13 protein-coding genes are annotated in these 17,202 nt (G+C 72.5%); 4 read left to right on the top strand and 9 right to left on the bottom strand.

What is annotated here, in order from left to right; all coding sequences use genetic code 11:
- Nucleotides 1-5 precede the first annotated feature (5 nt).
- The 3 genes from BX266_RS31115 to BX266_RS31125 all read right to left on the bottom strand — a co-directional run bounded on the left by BX266_RS31115 (nt 6) and on the right by BX266_RS31125 (nt 5,036).
- Nucleotides 6-461, bottom strand: coding sequence for a helix-turn-helix domain-containing protein (locus BX266_RS31115; RefSeq protein WP_259464939.1), 456 nt, complete (start codon nt 459-461; stop codon nt 6-8).
- A 71-nt stretch (nt 462-532) separates the two neighbouring features.
- Nucleotides 533-2,866: an immune inhibitor A domain-containing protein gene (locus BX266_RS31120; protein ID WP_099905289.1), complete on the bottom strand. Its 2,334-nt coding sequence runs from the start codon at nt 2,864-2,866 to the stop codon at nt 533-535.
- Between the two features lie 85 nt (nt 2,867-2,951).
- On the bottom strand, nt 2,952-5,036 hold the full coding sequence (locus BX266_RS31125; protein WP_099905291.1) for a prolyl oligopeptidase family serine peptidase: 2,085 nt from the start codon (nt 5,034-5,036) through the stop codon (nt 2,952-2,954).
- A gap of 80 nt (nt 5,037-5,116) precedes the next feature.
- Between BX266_RS31125 and BX266_RS31130 the strand changes: the two genes are divergently transcribed.
- The gene (locus tag BX266_RS31130; RefSeq protein ID WP_259464940.1) at nt 5,117-6,298 is read left to right on the top strand and encodes an aminotransferase class V-fold PLP-dependent enzyme; all 1,182 of its coding nucleotides are present in this window, start codon (nt 5,117-5,119) and stop codon (nt 6,296-6,298) included.
- On the opposite strand, the gene BX266_RS40290 is transcribed toward BX266_RS31130, so the two are convergent.
- From BX266_RS40290 to BX266_RS31150, 4 genes are all read right to left on the bottom strand, one after another.
- Nucleotides 6,288-6,512, bottom strand: a complete 225-nt coding sequence (locus BX266_RS40290; RefSeq protein ID WP_099905295.1) for a hypothetical protein — start codon at nt 6,510-6,512, stop codon at nt 6,288-6,290. The two genes, BX266_RS31130 and BX266_RS40290, sit on opposite strands and share 11 nt — an antisense overlap.
- A 74-nt stretch (nt 6,513-6,586) precedes the next feature.
- Nucleotides 6,587-6,916: a helix-turn-helix transcriptional regulator gene (locus BX266_RS31140; protein ID WP_099905297.1), complete on the bottom strand. Its 330-nt coding sequence runs from the start codon at nt 6,914-6,916 to the stop codon at nt 6,587-6,589.
- 43 nt (nt 6,917-6,959) lie between these two features.
- Nucleotides 6,960-7,334: a hypothetical protein gene (locus BX266_RS31145; RefSeq protein ID WP_099905299.1), complete on the bottom strand. Its 375-nt coding sequence runs from the start codon at nt 7,332-7,334 to the stop codon at nt 6,960-6,962.
- 602 nt (nt 7,335-7,936) lie between these two features.
- Nucleotides 7,937-8,668: a hypothetical protein gene (locus BX266_RS31150; RefSeq protein WP_120314439.1), complete on the bottom strand. Its 732-nt coding sequence runs from the start codon at nt 8,666-8,668 to the stop codon at nt 7,937-7,939.
- A 302-nt stretch (nt 8,669-8,970) separates the two neighbouring features.
- Between BX266_RS31150 and BX266_RS31155 the strand changes: the two genes are divergently transcribed.
- Complete coding sequence (locus BX266_RS31155) at nt 8,971-11,808, top strand: RNA helicase (RefSeq protein WP_099905301.1); 2,838 nt, start codon at nt 8,971-8,973, stop codon at nt 11,806-11,808.
- Between the two features lie 147 nt (nt 11,809-11,955).
- A complete protein-coding gene (locus BX266_RS31160; RefSeq protein ID WP_099905303.1) occupies nt 11,956-13,518 on the top strand; it encodes an FAD-dependent monooxygenase in 1,563 nt (520 codons plus the stop codon).
- A gap of 24 nt (nt 13,519-13,542) precedes the next feature.
- On the opposite strand, the gene BX266_RS31165 is transcribed toward BX266_RS31160, so the two are convergent.
- Both BX266_RS31165 and BX266_RS31170 read right to left on the bottom strand, forming a co-directional pair.
- Nucleotides 13,543-13,989: a DUF1772 domain-containing protein gene (locus BX266_RS31165; RefSeq protein WP_099905305.1), complete on the bottom strand. Its 447-nt coding sequence runs from the start codon at nt 13,987-13,989 to the stop codon at nt 13,543-13,545.
- Between the two features lie 98 nt (nt 13,990-14,087).
- Nucleotides 14,088-15,125, bottom strand: coding sequence for a LacI family DNA-binding transcriptional regulator (locus tag BX266_RS31170; RefSeq protein ID WP_099905307.1), 1,038 nt, complete (start codon nt 15,123-15,125; stop codon nt 14,088-14,090).
- Between the two features lie 155 nt (nt 15,126-15,280).
- Between BX266_RS31170 and BX266_RS31175 the strand changes: the two genes are divergently transcribed.
- Nucleotides 15,281-17,200: a discoidin domain-containing protein gene (locus tag BX266_RS31175; protein ID WP_099905308.1), complete on the top strand. Its 1,920-nt coding sequence runs from the start codon at nt 15,281-15,283 to the stop codon at nt 17,198-17,200.
- Nucleotides 17,201-17,202: the final 2 nt, after the last annotated feature.

The raw sequence follows: 17,202 nt of genomic DNA on the forward strand, positions 1-17,202 counted from the left end.
CTCGTTCAGTTCGGCGAGTTCGGCAGCGGTGACGTGGACGGCGGTGTCGCCGAAGCCGGCGGCCTCGCGCCACTCGGCACGCTCCGCGGCGCGGTGCGCCAGCCAGGCCGTCGCCCGGGTGAAGTAGCCGTCCAGGACGGCCCGTTGCAGGGCGTCGGCGGCGGCGGCCTGCTCGGGGTCGGCGGGGAGGAGTCCCAGCTGGTGAAGGCGGCGGTCGCCCGCCAGGGCTTCTCCCGGCCGTGCCCGCCGCCCGCCTCCTCCACCAGGCCGTACTTGGCGAGCTGGCGCAGGTGGAAGGAGCAGCTCGCCACCGATTCGGTGCCGAGCAGCTCCGCCGCGCGGGTCGCGGTCAGCGGTCCCTCGCGGCGGAGCAGGCCCACCAGGGCCATCCGGGTCGGATGGGCGTACGCGCGCAGGGCGCGCGGATCGGTGAGCCGGATGGCCGGCGGCGGTTCGCTCATGTTCTAAAGCTAGCTTTAGAAAGAACTCTTTACAAGTTCTGGCTGGGCTAACCGCCGCCGGAATCAGCAGGTCAGGAGGCCGGACCCACCTTGACCGTGGTCAGCTTGCCGCCCTGCGTCTCCCGCACCACCTCGATCCGGGTGTTGGTGTCGGGCACCTTCACCCCCAGCTGCGGGATCGCCGGGTCGCTGTACACCCCGGTGCGGTCGTTGAACACCGGCACCGCCGGCTTGGCCGGAACCGCCGTCGGCACGCCCGCCTTGTGCAGCGTGAACGGGGTGGTCGGCTTGAGCGAGAAGGTCGCGTCGTACGGCTGCGACCGCCCGTTGGTGACCGTGCCGTCCGCGAACCGCTGCGCCTGCGGGCGGGCGTCGACCGGCAGGATCAGGCCGCCGCCGAGGTGGTCGACGGTGTTGTTGTCGCCGTACGCGGTGTCCCACAGCCACACCAGGACACCCTCCTGGTACGGGTAGGTGTCGATCACGTTGGCCTTGCCGGCGACGCCCGAGTAGCCGAAGTTGTACGGGCCGGTCTTCAGGAAGGCGCCGTAGCCGGTGTAGCGGCGGTTCTCCACCAGGTACGCCCGCGGGTGCTGCTTGACCGCGTCCTGGCCCTGGATCACCGAGAAGCCGACCTGGGTCCAGCCGCTGTCGCCGCCGCCCTCCGCGCCGTCGGCCAGCAGCACCGCGCCGCCCGCGGTCAGCGTGACCGCGTCGAGCAGCACGCCCTTGCCGTGGGTGTTGGAGTCCGAGGTGACGTGGAAGCGGACCTGCACGCTGCGGCCCGCGTAGGCGTCGAGCGGGACGTGCAGCCGCCGCCAGGCGTTGGAGGCGCCGGTCAGGCCTGGGGTGAGGGCCGTGGTGTCGCCGATCGGCTGCCCGTCGACGGTGCCGTGCAGCGGCGTCCAGCTCCTGCCGCCGTCGGCCGAGGCCTCCACGGAGAGGAAGTCGTAGTCCTGCTCGATGTCGTACCAGGTCGCCGCGTCCAGTGCGGCCGGCCCGGTGGCGCCGGTCAGGTCCACGGTGCGGGTCAGCGAGGCGTCCATGTTGTCGCCGGTGTCGCTCCACCACTGCCGGCCGCCCTCGAACGGGGTGGCCAGCGAGGTGGTGGTGGTGCTCGGCGGCAGGTGCACCAGGACGGCCTGCGCCTGGTCGGTGTGGTAGCCGCTCACGCCCAGGGTGTGGCTGGAGCGGGTCGCGGCCTGCGCCTCGTCGTAGTCGAGCCAGCCGAGCTGCAGCTTGCTCCACGCGTCCAGGTCGCCCGGGTACTCGCCGGTGGTGTTACGGCCCCGGCCCAGGTACGAGGCGGAGGACATCAGCGACCAGAAGCTCACCGAATTGTCGCCGCCGGTGGTCGGGTAGAGGTCCGGCAGGCCGATGTTGTGGCCGTACTCGTGCGAGAAGAGGCCCACGCCGCTGTTCTCGCCCGCCTGCACGTAGTCGTAGACGTACAGGCCGGAGTCGCCGACCGGTGCGCCGCCGATCCGGTTCCCGGCCGGACCGGTCTGCCCGGTCGGGTCGGGGAAGGTCCAACTGCGGTGCGCCCACAGGGCGTCCGCGCCCTGGGCGCCGCCGCCCCAGGTCTCGTCGACGCCGGCGTGCACCACGATCACGTTGTCGAGGTAGCCGTCCGGCTCGTCGAAGTCGCCGTCCTTGTCGTGGTCGTAGCGGTCCTGGGTGTCGTACTGCGCCAGTTCCGCCTTGACGTCGGCCGCGGACCGGCCCTTGGCGAGCTCGCCGTCGTACCAGGCCTTGGTGGCGTCCCGGACGAACTCCTGGGCCTGGGTCCAGGCGCCGCCGCCCTGCGGGCCCTTGTTGGAGCCGTAGCGGGCCTCGTTCCACGGCACCGTCACCCAGTCGGAGACGGTGCCCTGGATGTCGTAGCGCCCCGAGGACTGGGTGCGGTAGTAGTTGCGCATCGAGTTCGCGCCGGGCGTGTCGTCGAAGAACATCTTCTGGTAGTAGTCGCGGCCGAAGTCGCGCTCCCAGTAGGTGTGCGTGTCGCTCTTGTCCGGCTGCGGGATGGCGTTGTGCTTCGGGCCGGGGGTGCCGCCGTAGCGGGCCTGGCCGTTGTACTGGGTGGTGTCGTCGACCTGGTCGCCGAACTGGGCCAGGATCACGAACACCTTGTCGGTGCGCTGGGTGGCCAGCTGGACGTAGTCGTTGCCGACCTTCACCTTGGCCGGCGCCGACTTGCCGTTCTTGGCGACCGTGCCCTGGTTGACCTGCTCCAGGGCCTGCGCCTTGAGCGCCTGCCGGGCCTTCTCCTGCGGCGGCAGCGGCGACGGCGGGGCCTCCTGGCCGTCCGCGGCCTGCTGCACCGTCAACTCCGGTGCGGCGGTGGACGGCTGGGCGAACGCCGGGACGGCGGTCAGTGCTATCGCACTGGTCGTCAGCGCAGCCATGAGGGCTGTGGGGAGTCTGCGCAAGTGACCCGCTCCTTAAGCGGTGAACAACGGGAATGGTCGGTAATATTTCACATGTCATCCATTACAGGGAAGGGGTCGCACCCAACTCCCTTCTCAGGAAGTCGAGTTCCACCGCGGCCACCTGCTCCAGCACCCCGTTCGGCGTCATGTGGCTCACCCCCGGCAGCGGCAGCACGCTGTGCGGGCGGCCCGCCCGGGTCAGGGCCTCGGACAGCAGCAGGGTGTGCGAGGGGTGCACGTTGTCGTCCGCCAGCCCGTGGATCAGCAGCAGCGGGCGGCTCAGCCCCGGCGCGTCGTCCACCAGGCAGTCCGCCGCGTACCCCTCCGGGTTGTCCTGCGGCAGCCCCAAGTACCGCTCCGTGTAGGCCGTGTCGTACAGCCGGAAGTCGGTCGGCGGAGCGCCCGCGCTGGCCGCGTGGAACACGTCCGGGCGGCGCAGCACCGCCAGCGCGGCGAAGTACCCGCCGTAGGACCAGCCGCGCACCCCGACCCGCTGCAGGTCCAGGTCCGGGTGCTCGGCGCCGAGCGCCCGCAGCGCCGCCACCTGGTCGTCCAGTGCGACCTGGGAGAAGCGGCGGAAGATCGCCCGGGTGAAGTCCGGCGAGACGAACGGGGTGCCGCGGTTGTCCACCGTCACCACCGCGAAGCCCTGGTCGGCCCACCACTGCTTGGGCTGCCAGCGGCGCGGCTCGTTGGCGACCACCTGGGCGCCCGGGCCGCCGTACACGTCCAGCAGCACCGGCAGCCGGCGGCCGGCCAGGTGCCCGCGCGGGTACAGCACCGCGGTGGGCAGGCCGTGTTCGGTCACCCGGGCCAGCAACGGGCGTGGGCGGTACGGCAGTTCGGCCGCCAGGTCGGGGAAGGCGGTGTGTCCCGCGGCGGTCCGCAGCTCGCGGCGGATGCCGTCCGGGGTGGCCGAGGTGAGCAGCAGCACGCCCTCGCCGTGCGCGGCCACCGCGTGCACGCCCGGGCCCTCGGTGAGCTTCTCCGGCGCGCCGGTGTCCGGGTCGAGCAGGAACACGTGCTGGTCGGCCGGGTCGCCGTCGCCGGCCTCGATCAGCAGCCGGCCGTCCCGCCAGGGGCCGACCACCCGGCGCACCTGCAGCCGCTCGTCGGTGAGGATCTTCCCGTCCAGGGCCACGCCGCGGGCCGCCGGGGTGTCCGCGGAGGTCAGCACCCGGCCGTCGGCCAGCCGCAGCGGCGTGCCCGGCAGCGGGTCCACCCAGAACTCGTCGACGGTGCGCGAGAGTTCACGCGTTGCGCCGGTCGCCGGGTCGGCGCTCAGCAGCAGCACGTTCTGCTGCAGCCGGTCCGCGACGGTCAGCAGCAGCTCGCCCTCGCCGGCCCAGTCCGCCGCCGTCAGGTAGGGGTAGGCGTGCTCGTCCCAGCGCAGTCGGACCCGGCCGCCGTCCAGCCGCAGCACCCACAGCTGGACGTCCGCGTTCGGGCCGCCGGCCTGCGGGTAGGCGAAGGACTCCGGGGCCCGCTCCGGGTGCGCCGGGTCGGCGAAGTGCCGCAGCGGCAGGGCGGACTCGTCCACCCGGGCGGCCAGCAGCGCGGTCCCGTCCGGCGACCACCAGTGGCCGCGGGTGCGGCCCAGCTCCTCCTGTGCGGCGAACTCGGCCACGCCCCACAGTGCGCCGTCCGCGGGGCTGAGCCGCCCGCCCGGGGTCAGGTGCAGCGCGCCGTCCGCCACGTACGCCACCGTCGTGCCGTCCTGGTTCGGGCGGGGGTCGAACGCGGGTCCGGCGAGCGGGAGTTCGGTGCAGGCGCCGGTCGCGGTGTCGCAGCGGAAGACCCGGCCGTCCAGCGCGAACACCGCGGTGGCCAGGTCCGCGGTGGCGGCGAACGAGCCGATACCGGGCGCCCACAGCCGGATCCGCTCGCGCAACCGGCGCTCCAGCGGCGGGAGTTCGGAGGTCTCGCCGGTGCGGTGCGGGTCGATCGCCGCCGGGTCGGCGACCATCCGCTGCTGCCCGCTCGCCAGGTCGTGCAGCCAGAGGCGCTCCACCGGGTCGGTCGGACCGGTGGAGCGCAGGAACAGGGCGCGGGTCGCGTCGGCCGCGAGGGTGACGGCGCGGGGCGAACCGTAGCTGAAGCGGCCGGTGGCGGCGCTCAGCGCGAGGTAGGGGTCGGTGTGAGTCACCCGCCGATGGTTGCCGTGCCGGGGTCGGTTCGGCTAGAAGTATGCAGTGTGAAATGTCACACAGCATGGAGAGGGTGGCAATGACGAATCCGGGGAACCAGGCGGCCGCACCCGCGCCGCTGAGCGGCAGCAGCACGCTGTTCGGCCTCGACCCGGGCATCGCGCACCTCAACCACGGCTCCTACGGGGCCGTGCCGGTACCGGTCCAGCGCCTGCAGGCGAAGCTCCGCGCCGAACTGGAACGCGACCCCGACAACTTCTTCCAGGACGCCCCCGACCGGATCGGCCGGGCCCGCGCCGAGATCGCCGCCGCCCTCGGCGGCCACCCCGACCGGCTCGCCCTGATCACCAACGTCACCGAGGGCGTCGCCGTCGCACTGGACTCCGTCCCGCTCGCCGAGGGCGACCGGATCCTGGTCACCGACCACGGCTACGGCGTGGTCACCCGGGCCGCCGAACGGCGCGCCGCGGAGAGCGGCGCCCGCGTCCACTGCATCCGGATCTCCCCGCACACCCCCGACGAACAGGCCGTCGCCGAACGGGTGCTGGCCGCCGTCACACCGCGCACCAGGGTCGCCGTCCTCGACCTGGTCAGCTCGCCCACCGCCCGCGCCGTCGCCACCCCCGCGCTGCTCGCCGACCTGCGCGCCCGCGGCGTCACCACCGTGGTCGACGCCGCGCACGCGCCCGGCGCCCTCCCCGTCGACCTCGGCGGCGCCGCCGGCGGCGCCGACTTCTGGGTCGGCAACCTGCACAAGTGGGCGTTCGCCCCGCGCGCCGCCGGCGTGCTCGCGGTCGACCGCCCGTGGCGCCCCCGGGTCCGCCCGCTGACGTTCTCCTGGGAGCACGACCGCGGCTTCCCCTGGCGGGTCGAATGGCGCGGGACCTTCGACTACACGCCCTGGCTGGCCGCCCCCGCCGGCTTCGCGCTGCTGGACCGCATCGGCGCCGACCAGCTCCGCGCGCACAACGACCGGCTGGCCGCCCACGGCCAACAGCTGCTGGTCGAACGGGCCGGCCTGCGGGCCCTCCCCGCCCTCCCCGGCCTCGGCATGCGCACCGTCCGCCTCCCACCCGGGGTCGCCGAGCACGAGCACGCCGCCAAGGCCCTGATGGTCGCCGTCCGCCGCACCCTCGCCACCCGGATCGCCGTCCGACCCTGGCAGGGCGGCGGCATCCTCCGGATCAGCGCCCAGCTCTACAACCGCCCCGAGGAGTACCTCCGCCTCGCCGACGGCCTGGCGAAACTGATCACCCGTTAGCCGCGGCGGCGGGGGTCTGCGCCGCCAGGTTGAGCGCGATGTCGATGATCATGTCCTCCTGGCCGCCGACCAGGCGGCGGCACTCCACCAGGATGCCGATCTCGGTCGCGGGCGTCGACGGGGCCTTCATCGCCTCCCGGGCCGACCCCGGCCGCAGCGTCGCCGCCCGGACGGCGAGGCCGCCGTCGCCCGCCACAAGGACCGTGCGGCCCACAGGAGTTGAGCAAAGAAGTACTCCCGCCGCCACCTTCGGGGTGACAACGGGAGTGTGTCGGCTCCGCGGCCCGGCTAGCGCGTGGCGCGGAGCTCCTCCAGCAGCATGCCCTGGTCGGCGAGCAGCTCGGTGAGGATGCGCCGCGCGGTCCGCAGCAGTTCGGCGACGTCGGCGCCGGCCAGCGCGTAGACCACGGTGGACCCTTCGCGGGTCGCGGTGACCAGGCCGGAGCGGCGGAGGATGGCGAGCTGCTGGGACAGGCTGGACGGTTCGATGTCCAGTTCCGGCAGCAGGTCGCGGACGGGCGTGGGCCCGGCCTGGAGCAGTTCGAGCACCCGGATTCGGACCGGGTGCCCGAGCATGCGGAAGAACTCGGCCTTGGCCTGGTACAGCGGTACGGGCATGCTTCCTCCCCTTCCCGGCGGCCTGCGGGCCGCCGTCCCGCGCTCAGACCTCCAGCGTCGACTCGATCCGCTTCAACTGGTGCCGGGCCATCGCCAGGTTGGAGCGGCTGCGGTTGAGCGCGAGGTACAGGAACAGGCCGCGGCCGCTGGACGTGGTGAGCGGCCGGATCAGGTGGTACTGCCCGGTCAGCGTGACCAGGATGTCCTCGATGCCGTCCTCGTGGAGGTTGAGCATTTCCATCGCCCGCATCTTCGCACGGACCAGATCGGTGTTGGCGGCCGCCGCCACGTTCAGATCGATCTCGCCGCCGTCGCCGAGCGTGCCCAGCGCCATGCCACTGCCGTAGTCCACCAGGGCCACGCCGATGGCTCCCTCAATGGTCATGGCTTCCTTGAGCGAGGTCTCCAGATTGGCCATCGCCTGTTCTCCTGTCCTGCCGGGGTCGGTGGCACGACTGTAGGAACGAGATCGCACGACATCCGACTGTTGATCGGAATCCTTCGATGCTGTCCAGGTTCTGATCGCGGAGCGCCGTTCTGGCGATCGGTTGAAGACATTTGCAACTCAGGATGTGAGCAGTTCGCTCGAACGTGATTTCTGCGGCCGCCGCCGGGGAACGGTGCGCACACGTGACGGGGCCCGGGAGCGGTATCCAGCTCCCGGGCCCCTGAGGTGCCACCCAATTGCTCTGCGCCGGCACGTTTAAGGTCGAGGGTCACTCTCACGACGTCGTGCTTTGCCATTGAAGCTACCGCGCCACGGGAGAGGCGCAGGCGGGAGTCGAACCCGCATCCGACGTTCACGGCCCTCGACCGGTCGATCCGGCGCTCGGCGGCGAATGCTGAGACTTGAGCGAGAGTCTGAGATTGACGGGGCTGCCTCTGCCGCTTGGGCTACCCCGGCACGTGGTGCCGGGGGAGGGATTCGAACCCCCACTGGTCCCCGATGTCAGCTTCAACTTCAGTGTCAGCTTGCGCTCTTCGCGCCACCCCCGGTCTCACCCGGGGGAGATCGTGGGGCTACCCGAACAGGTAGCCGAAGACGGCGTCGCCGACCCGCCGGTCGGTCACCTCCGCCGCGTTGGCCTCCTCGCGGGCGAACTGCACGGCCTGCTGCAGCTTCTCCACCCGCTCCAGCAGTTCGTTGACCCGCCGCGCCGGGAGGGCACCGGAGAACTTCACCGTCGTCCAGTACCCGACCGCGATGTCCTCGTAGTAGACCTCGACCTGCGCCGGGTGCTTCTCCGTCGCCTCCGCCTTCACGTGGTTGCGCGGCACCTTCTTGGTCCGGATCGTCCGCACCGCCTCGGTCTTCCACGCGTCCGTCGACGGGTCGAGCGACCAGGACTCCGCGGCGTCCAGCACCGGGAGCTTGCGGACGAACGTCCGAAGGTCCGTCAACTGCTTCTCCAGGAAGAGCAGGTACGTCACGGGCGCGTCCGCCACCAGCGTCCGCCCGTCCACCACCACGTCGGCCCGGGCCTCGGTGTTCGCCCAGTCCTTGGTGGCCGTCACGTCGAACAGCCTGGTCAGCGTCCCGGCGGTGGCACGCAGCACGTCCTCCGCCTTGACCTGCACACGGGTGGACTCGGGGGGCAACTGCTCGCCCTCCTCGTCCTTGGGCTGGTACGTCCGGGACAGGCCCGCCAGCAGCGCGGGCTTCTGCAGGTCCTGGTGGGACTGCGTCAGCTCCTGGAACGACTTCGACTTGACGCCTTTTTCCACGGCGATGATCTGGTTCAACTTGGCCACACCCCGGACGCTAGCGGCACACCCGTTCGACCGTCACCGGGTTTTCCGGCCGGGCCGCACTCACCGTCGGCAGCCGTCCCGTCACGCTCCGGGCCCGCCCCCGAAGTGCCGGGAAAGTCTGCTGTTGATGTCACTCCGGACGGGTAATCTCAGGCTGAGATGCTCGATCACCATACTCCACACACCTGCTGCGCCCCGTCGCCCCCCAGGGCCACGGCCCCGCAGCCGCAGGCGTCGCCGTCTGCGTTCTCGTCCAGCCACACTCACGGGAAGAACAGGTGACGCCAGTGCCCGGCACTCCCATGCCCGAAGAAGAGCAGCTCAGCCCGGCCGAGCGGTACGCCGCCGCGCGCGAGCGCGCCAGGGTGCAGGCGACGGCCCTGTACGGCTTCCAGCAGTTGTACGACTTCCCGCTCGACGAGTTCCAGGTGAAGGCCTGCGAGACGCTGGAGAGCGGCAAGGGCGTCCTGGTCGCCGCGCCGACCGGGTCCGGCAAGACCATCGTCGGCGAGTTCGCCGTGCACCTCGCCCTGGCCGGCGGTCTGAAGTGCTTCTACACCACGCCCATCAAGGCGCTGTCGAACCAGAAGTACGGAGACCTGGTCAAGCGCTACGGCGCCGCCAAGGTCGGCCTGCTCACCGGCGACAACTCGGTGAACGGCGACGCGCCGGTGGTGGTGATGACCACCGAGGTGCTGCGCAACATGCTGTACGCCGGCTCCAGCGCCCTCGACGGCCTCGGCTACGTGGTGATGGACGAGGTGCACTACCTCGCCGACCGGTTCCGCGGCGCGGTCTGGGAGGAGGTCATCATCCACCTTCCCGAGTCGGTGACCCTGGTGTCGCTGTCCGCGACCGTCTCCAACGCCGAGGAGTTCGGCGACTGGCTGGACACCGTGCGCGGCGGCACCGAGGTGATCGTCTCCGAGCACCGCCCCGTGCCGCTCTGGCAGCACGTGATGGCCGGCAACCGGATGTACGACCTGTTCGCCAGCCCCGACCGGGACGGCCGCCCCAAGGGCAGCCTGAAGAACCCCGCCAAGGCGGTCAACCCCGAACTGGTGCGCCTGGCCCGCTCCGAGGCCGACCGCGGCCGGGACCGGTTCGCCCGCGGCCGCGGCCGCTCGATGCCCGCCGGCCGCCCCGGCCGGATCTGGACGCCCGGCCGGGTCGACGTGATCGACCGGCTGGACGCCGAGGGCCTGCTGCCCGCGATCACCTTCATCTTCAGCCGGGCCGGCTGCGAGGCCGCCGTCCAGCAGTGCCTCAACTCCGGCCTGCGGCTGAACCGGGAGGCCGACCGCCTGACGGTCCGCCAGTTCGTCGAGGAGCGCTGCCGCGACATCCCCGACGAGGACCTGCACGTCCTCGGCTACTACGAGTGGCTGGACGGCCTGGAGCGCGGCATCGCCGCCCACCACGCCGGCATGCTGCCGCGGTTCAAGGAGGTCGTCGAGGAACTGTTCGTCAAGGGGCTGGTCAAGGCGGTCTTCGCCACCGAGACGCTCGCCCTCGGCATCAACATGCCCGCCCGCTCGGTGGTCATGGAGAAGCTGGTCAAGTGGAACGGCGAGACCCACGCCGACATCACCCCCGGCGAGTACACCCAGCTCACCGGCCGGGCGGGCCGCCGCGGCATCGACGTCGAGGGCCACGCCGTGGTGCTCTGGCAGCGCGGGCTCGACCCGGAGGCGCTGGCGGGCCTGGCCGGCACCCGCACCTACCCGCTGAAGTCCTCGTTCCGGCCCTCGTACAACATGGCCGTCAACCTGGTCGGCCAGTTCGGGCGGCACCGCTCCCGCGAACTGCTGGAGACCTCCTTCGCGCAGTTCCAGGCCGACCGCTCGGTGGTCGGCATCTCCCGCCAGGTGCAGCGCAACGAGGAGGGCCTCGACGGCTACCGCGAGTCGATGACCTGTCACCTCGGCGACTTCGACGAGTACATGGGCCTGCGCCGGCAGCTCAAGGACCGCGAGAACGAACTCGCCCGCGAGGGCTCCACCCAGCGCCGCGCCGCCGCGATCGAGGCCATCGAGCAGCTCAAGCCGGGCGACATCATCCACGTCCCCACCGGCAAGTTCGCCGGCCTCGCGCTGGTCCTCGACCCCGGCCTGCCGCCGGTCAGCCGCAACGGGCACGGGCGCGGCGGCCCCCGCCACCCCGACTTCCAGGACGGGCCGCGCCCGGTGGTGCTCACCGCCGAGCGCCAGGTCAAGCGCCTCGCGATGATCGACTTCCCGCACCCGGTCGCCGCCATGGACCGGATGCGCATCCCGAAGTCCTTCAACCCGCGCAGCCCGCAGTCCCGCCGCGACCTCGCCTCCGCCCTGCGGACCAAGGCCGGACACCTGGAGCCCGAGCGCTTCCGCAAGGGCCGCGCGGCCGCCGCCGACGACCCCGAGATCAGCCGGCTGCGCACCGCGCTGCGCCAGCACCCCTGCCACGGCTGCGACGAGCGCGAGGACCACGCCCGGTGGGCCGAGCGCTACCACCGCCTGCACCGCGACACCGACCTGCTGCAGCGCAAGATGCGCTCCCGCACCCACACCATCGCCCGCACCTTCGACCGGGTCTGCGGCCTGCTCACCGACCTCGGCTACCTGCAGGGCGACACCGTCACCGCCGACGGCAAGCGCCTCGCCCGGCTGTACGGCGAACTCGACCTGCTCGCCTCCGAGTGCATCCGGGAAGGCGTCTGGGACGGCCTCGCCGCCGCCGAACTCGCCGCCTGCGCCTCGGCGCTGGTCTACGAGGCCCGGCAGTCCGACGACGCCGTCGCCCCGCGGGTCCCCGAGGGCGGGGCCAAGGAGGCGCTCGGCCGGATGATCCGGATCTGGGGCCACCTCGACGCCCTGGAGGAGCAGCACAAGATCTCCACCGCCGAGGGCGTCGGCCAGCGCGAACCCGACCTGGGCTTCGCCTGGATCGCCTACCGGTGGGCCCTCGGCCACGACCTGGACTCGGTGCTCCGCGACGCCGACATGCCGGCCGGCGACTTCGTCCGCTGGACCAAGCAGCTGATCGACGTGCTCGGCCAGATCCAGGACGCCGCGGGCGAGAACCTCGAACTCCGCCGGACCGCCCGCAAGGCCGTCGACGGGATGCGGCGCGGCATCATCGCGTACTCCTCGGTCGGCTGACCGCCCGCCCCGCAGCCGTCCGGACGCTGGGCGCCGGGCCCCGCCGCCCCCTCGGGCGGCGGGGCCCGGCGTCCGTTCGAGTGGCCGGGGCAGGTGTGCACGGCGCAGCCTGGACGAGGGGGCCGACGCGCTGCGAGGAGTGGGCCCATGGCCGCGGAAACCATCGACGTACTCGTGGTCGGCGCCGGGCCGGTCGGCCTGACCGCCGCCGCCGAACTGCGCCGGCACGGCGTGCACTGCCGGATCGTCGACCTGCTCACCCGGCGCCAGCCCTACGCCAAGGCCGTCGGCATCCAGCCCCGCACCATGGAGGTGTGGGAGGCGATGGGCCTGATCGGTCCGGTCCTGGACGAGGCGCTCCCGCTGCACGGCCAGCTCGGCTTCACCGCCGGCACCCCCGGCCCGCGCACCGTCCTCGACCTGCCCGCCGACATCCCCTACCGGTTCGCCGCCCTGCCGCAGTACACCACCGAACGGCTGCTCACCGAGCACCTGGCCGCCCTCGGCACCCGCATCGAGCGCGGCGTCGAGGTGACGGACCTTCAGCAGGATTCCGAGCACGTCGAGGTGACGCTCTCCGACGGCCGCACCCTGGCCGCGCGGTACGTGATCGGCTGCGACGGCGCGCACAGCAGGGTCCGCAAGGGCGCCGGGATCGCTTTCGAGGGCGACGCCTTCCCCGAGCAGTACATGCTCGGCGACGTCGAACTCGACTGGGACCTGCCCGCCGGGTACGCCGTCCGCGCCACCGGCCACGACCCCGGCGACGCGCTGGTGGCCGTCCCGCTGCCCGGGCGCCGCCGGTACCGGATCTCCTCCCGGGTGGCGCCCGAACTCGCCACCGCCGGCGGTCTCGCCCACGGTCTGCAGGGCGGCGAGGGCCCGGGCCTGCACCATCTGCAGACCGTCCTCGACCGGCTCTCCCCGCAACCCGTCACCGCGAGCGCGCTGCGCTGGTCCTCGACCTTCCGGATCAGCCACCGGCTCGCCGACCGCTACCGGGCCGGGCGTCTGTTCCTGGCCGGCGACGCCGCGCACATCCACCCGCCGACCGGCGCGCAGGGCATGAACACCGGCATCCAGGACGCCCACAACCTGGCCTGGAAACTCGCCCTCGCGGTGCACGGCCTGGCCGCCGACGGGCTCCTCGACAGCTACCACGCCGAACGCCACCCCGTCGGCGAAGAGGTGGTCGGACGCACCGTCAGACACGCCCGCGAGGGCCTCCCCGACCTCACCGCCAACCTGCTGCGCGAAGCCCAACTGCTGATCTCCTACCGCGACAGCCCGCTCACCGACCCCTCCGGCTCCGGCGACCGCGCCCCCGACTGCAGCGGACTGCGCCGCCCCCTCGCCGGCTACCCGGCCCGGCTCTTCGACCTGCTCCGCAGCCCCCGCCACACCCTGCTGCTGCACGCCGGCCCCACCACTTCGGCGGCCACCCTGCGCGCCGCCGCCGCCGCGGCCCGCGCCGCCGCCCACGACCTGCTGGACGTCCACGTGCTGCTCGCCCCCGACGCCACGGCCCGCCCGGAGGACCTCCAACTCCCTTACCTGCACGACCCGCTGGCCACCTTCCAGCACACCTACGCGCCCCACGACGGGGAATCCGTGCTGATCCGCCCCGACGGTCACCTCACCGCCCGGCTCCCCGCCGCCGACCCCGCCCCGATCGCCTCCGCGCTGCGCCGGACCTTCGCCGCACCGTAGCGGCGGTCCCGGCGACGGCGGCGGTCAGACCAGGGCGGTGACCAGCAGGGCGAAGGCGGCGACGATGACGGCGACGCGGCCGTAGTGCAGGCGGTCCCAGCGCTCGTGCTGCTCCCGCCAGTCGGCGGGCCGGTCCTCCGCGGTCCAGGTCTTGCCCCGGTTGTTGATCGGGACCAGCAGCAGGACCGACATCAGCACGCTGAGCAGCAGCAGGGCGCCGCCGGTGACGACGAGCCCGGCACCGGGCCGGTGCCACCCCGTGGCGGCCCAGACCACGACCAGGGCGAGCGAGCCGATGTACCAGAACGGCATCAGGGCCCCGAGCATCCGGCCCCCGTGGGCGCGGCCGAGCACCAGGGCGTCGTCCGGGAGGGCGTTGAGGATCCGGTTGACGACGAATGCGACGCAGAACTCCACCCCCACCAGCAGGCCGACGGCCACCGTGGTGAAGACCTGAAGTGCGTGGAACATGACGACCCCTCCGAGATCCAGCGCTGAAAGCTGACGTGCCAAAGGTAGTTCTATCGATGCTCAATTGTCTAGCGCCGCTAGAATCCTGATCGACCGCCTCACCGCCGCGAGCGTGCGGCGGCGGGTGGGACCGGGCCGGTGGAGTTGCGGGTGATGAGCTCGGTGGCGAGTTCGACGTGGAGGGCTTCGACGGTGGTGCCCTCGATCAGCCGGAGCAGCAGGCTGACGGCGAGGCCGCCGAGCTCCTCGAGGGGCTGGCGGACGGTGGTCAGGGTGGGGATCGAGGTGCGGCTCAGGTAGTCGTCGTCGAAGCCGGCGATGGAGACGTCCTCGGGGACGCGCAGGCCCCGTTCGTGGGCGGCGCGGAGCGCGCCGACGGCGGCCTTGTCGTTGAAGGCGACCAGCGCGGTCGGCCGGTCGGGGAGGTCGAGGAGGCGTCCGGCGGCGCTGTAGCCCCAGTCGCTGGTGGGTTCGATGCTGGCGACGAGTTCGGGCGGGATGAGGACGCCGACCTCGGCGAGCGCGGAGGTGTGGCCGGCGAAGCGGGAGGTGCTGGCGAGCCAGTCGCCGGGGCCGTTGATGATGCCGATCCGCCGGTGACCGAGGGCGGCCAGGTGGGCGGTGAGGTTGCGGGCGCCGGTGAAGTGCGAGGCGGAGACGGCGGCGATGTCGCGGGGTACGGGGGTGCGCGGGTCGATGACGACGAACGGGAAGTCCTGCCGCCGCAGCCGCTCCAGCTCCTCGCCCTCCTCGACCGGGAGGATCAGCAGCGCGCCGGCCAGGTCGCGCCGCCTGGGCAGTTCGGCGAGGGCCCCGTTGTGCCGGGTGGAGCCGCCGGCGCTGAGGATCAGCTCCCGCCCGTGCCGTTCGAGGGTCTCGGCGACGGCGGTGACGATGGTGCCGAAGTAGTCGGTCAGCAGGTACGGACAGCGCACGAAGACCGCGCCGGGCCGGGCGGTCCGCTTCGCCGCGGGTTCGGGCGTGCCGAGCCGGTCCATCGCGTCGCGGACGGCGGCCCGGGTCTCGTCGGCGACCACGGCCTGACCGGTGAGGACCCGGGAGACCGTGGCGGGCGAGACGCCGGCGGCGGCGGCGATCTCCCGGACGGTGACCCGCGAGGATTTCGGTCTACCCATTTGTTTCAGCCTTTTGTTTCATGAAACTGAGCCTACATCACTTACCTGGCAAGGGCTGCAGGAATCTTGACAGGGAGAAGCGGGGTGCCGTTTCCTGAACGCGAGGCGAGGAATTCAGAAATGTTTCATTATGTTTCATGAAGGGTGAGAGAGCGATGTCCCGACGCACGCTCGGTGCCGCCACGGCCGTTGTCCTGGCCCTCGGCCTGATGGGCGCGGCCCCCGCCGCACCCCCCGGACAGGCCGGGTCCGCGGTCAAGGTCTGGGTCACCACCTCCGACGGCGCCGAACAGCTGCACCAGCGCGAGCCCGTGGCGTTCCACCAGGGGGCGTCCCCGCGCACCACCATCACCGTCGACCCGACGCAGACCTTCCAGAGCATGGACGGATTCGGCGCCTCGATCACCGACTCCTCGGCGGCCGTTCTCACCGCGCTGCCCCCGGCCGCCCGCGAGGACGCGATGCGCCGGCTGTTCGACCCCCGGCAGGGCATCGGCGTCAGCATGGTGCGCCAGGTGATCGGATCCTCCGACTTCACCGCCGCCCCGCAGCACTACACCTACGACGACGTGCCGGCGGGCCGGACCGACTTCGGCCTGCGCCACTTCTCGATCGCCCACGACGAGCAGCAGATCCTCCCGCTGCTGCGTCAGGCCCGGCGGCTCAACCCGGAGTTGAAGGTGGTCGCGACCCCGTGGAGCCCGCCCGCCTGGATGAAGACCAGCGACTCGCTGCTGGAGGGGCGGCTCAAGGACGACCCGGCGGTCTACCAGGCCTACGCCCGCTACCTGGTGAAGTTCGTCCAGGCGTACGCCGCGGCCGGCGTCCCGATCGACTACCTGACGGTCCAGAACGAGCCGCAGAACCGCAAGCCCAACGCCTACCCGGGCACCGACCTGCCGGTCGCGCAGGAGATCGCGGTGGTGAACGCGCTCGGCCCGCTGCTGAAGCAGGCCAGCCCGCACACGAAGATCCTCGGGTACGACCACAACTGGATCACCCACCCCGACGACGTCAAGAATACCCCGCCCGGCGCGGACTCGGAGACCGACTACCCGTACCGGCTGCTGGACAGCGACGCCGCCGAATGGCTGGCCGGGACCGCCTACCACTGCTACGCGGGCGACCCCTCCGCGCAGAGCGCCCTGCACGCGGCCCACCCCGACCAGGGCATCTGGTTCACCGAGTGCTCGGGCTCGCACGGCCCGACCGACACCCCCGCGCAGACCTTCCGCTCCACGCTCACCTGGCACGCCCGGAACCTGACGGTCGGCGCCACCCGCAACTGGGCCAAGTCCGTGCTCAACTGGAACATCGCGCTGGACGAGCAGGACGGCCCGCACAACGGCGGCTGCGACGCCTGCACCGCGCTGCTCACCACCCACGCCGACGGCACCGTGAGCACCGGCGCCGAGTACTACACCATCGGCCACCTGTCGAAGTTCGTGCAGCCCGGCGCCCGCCGGATCGCCAGCACCAACTTCGGCACCACCGGCTGGAACGGGCAGCTCACCGACGTCGCCTTCAGCAACCCGGACGGGTCGACCGTCCTGGTGGTGCACAACGAGAACGACGCGCCGCGGGAGTTCGCCGTCGCGGTCGGCGGCCGGACCTTCGAGTACGCGCTGCCGGGCGGCGCCCTCGCCACCTTCAGCTGGCCCAGGTCCGGCGCGCCGAAGCCCTCGACCCGCGAGGTCCCGCTGGACGGCGCCACCGCCGGCGCCGAACCCGCGGGCGCGGACGCCCGGTCGGCGATCGACGCGGACGCCTCCACCCGGTGGTCCACCGGCCAGGCCCAGGCCCCCGGCCAGTACCTGCAGATCGACCTCGGCCGGCGCACCGCCTTCGACCGGATCGCCCTCGACAGCGGCGACAACCTCGGTGACTACGCCCGGGGCTGGCAGGTGGAGGCGAGCGAGGACGGCGCCCACTGGCGCACCCTGGCGACCGGCGCCGGGACGGGCCAGCTGACCACCGTCGAGGCCCGCGGCACCCGCACCCGCTACCTGCGGATCACCGCCACCGCCACCGCCCCCCACTGGTGGAGCCTCGCGGACGTCCGCCTGTACCGCTGACC

The sequence above is a fragment of the Streptomyces sp. TLI_171 genome, from assembly GCF_003610255.1.
Taxonomy (GTDB): Bacteria; Actinomycetota; Actinomycetes; order Streptomycetales; family Streptomycetaceae; genus Kitasatospora.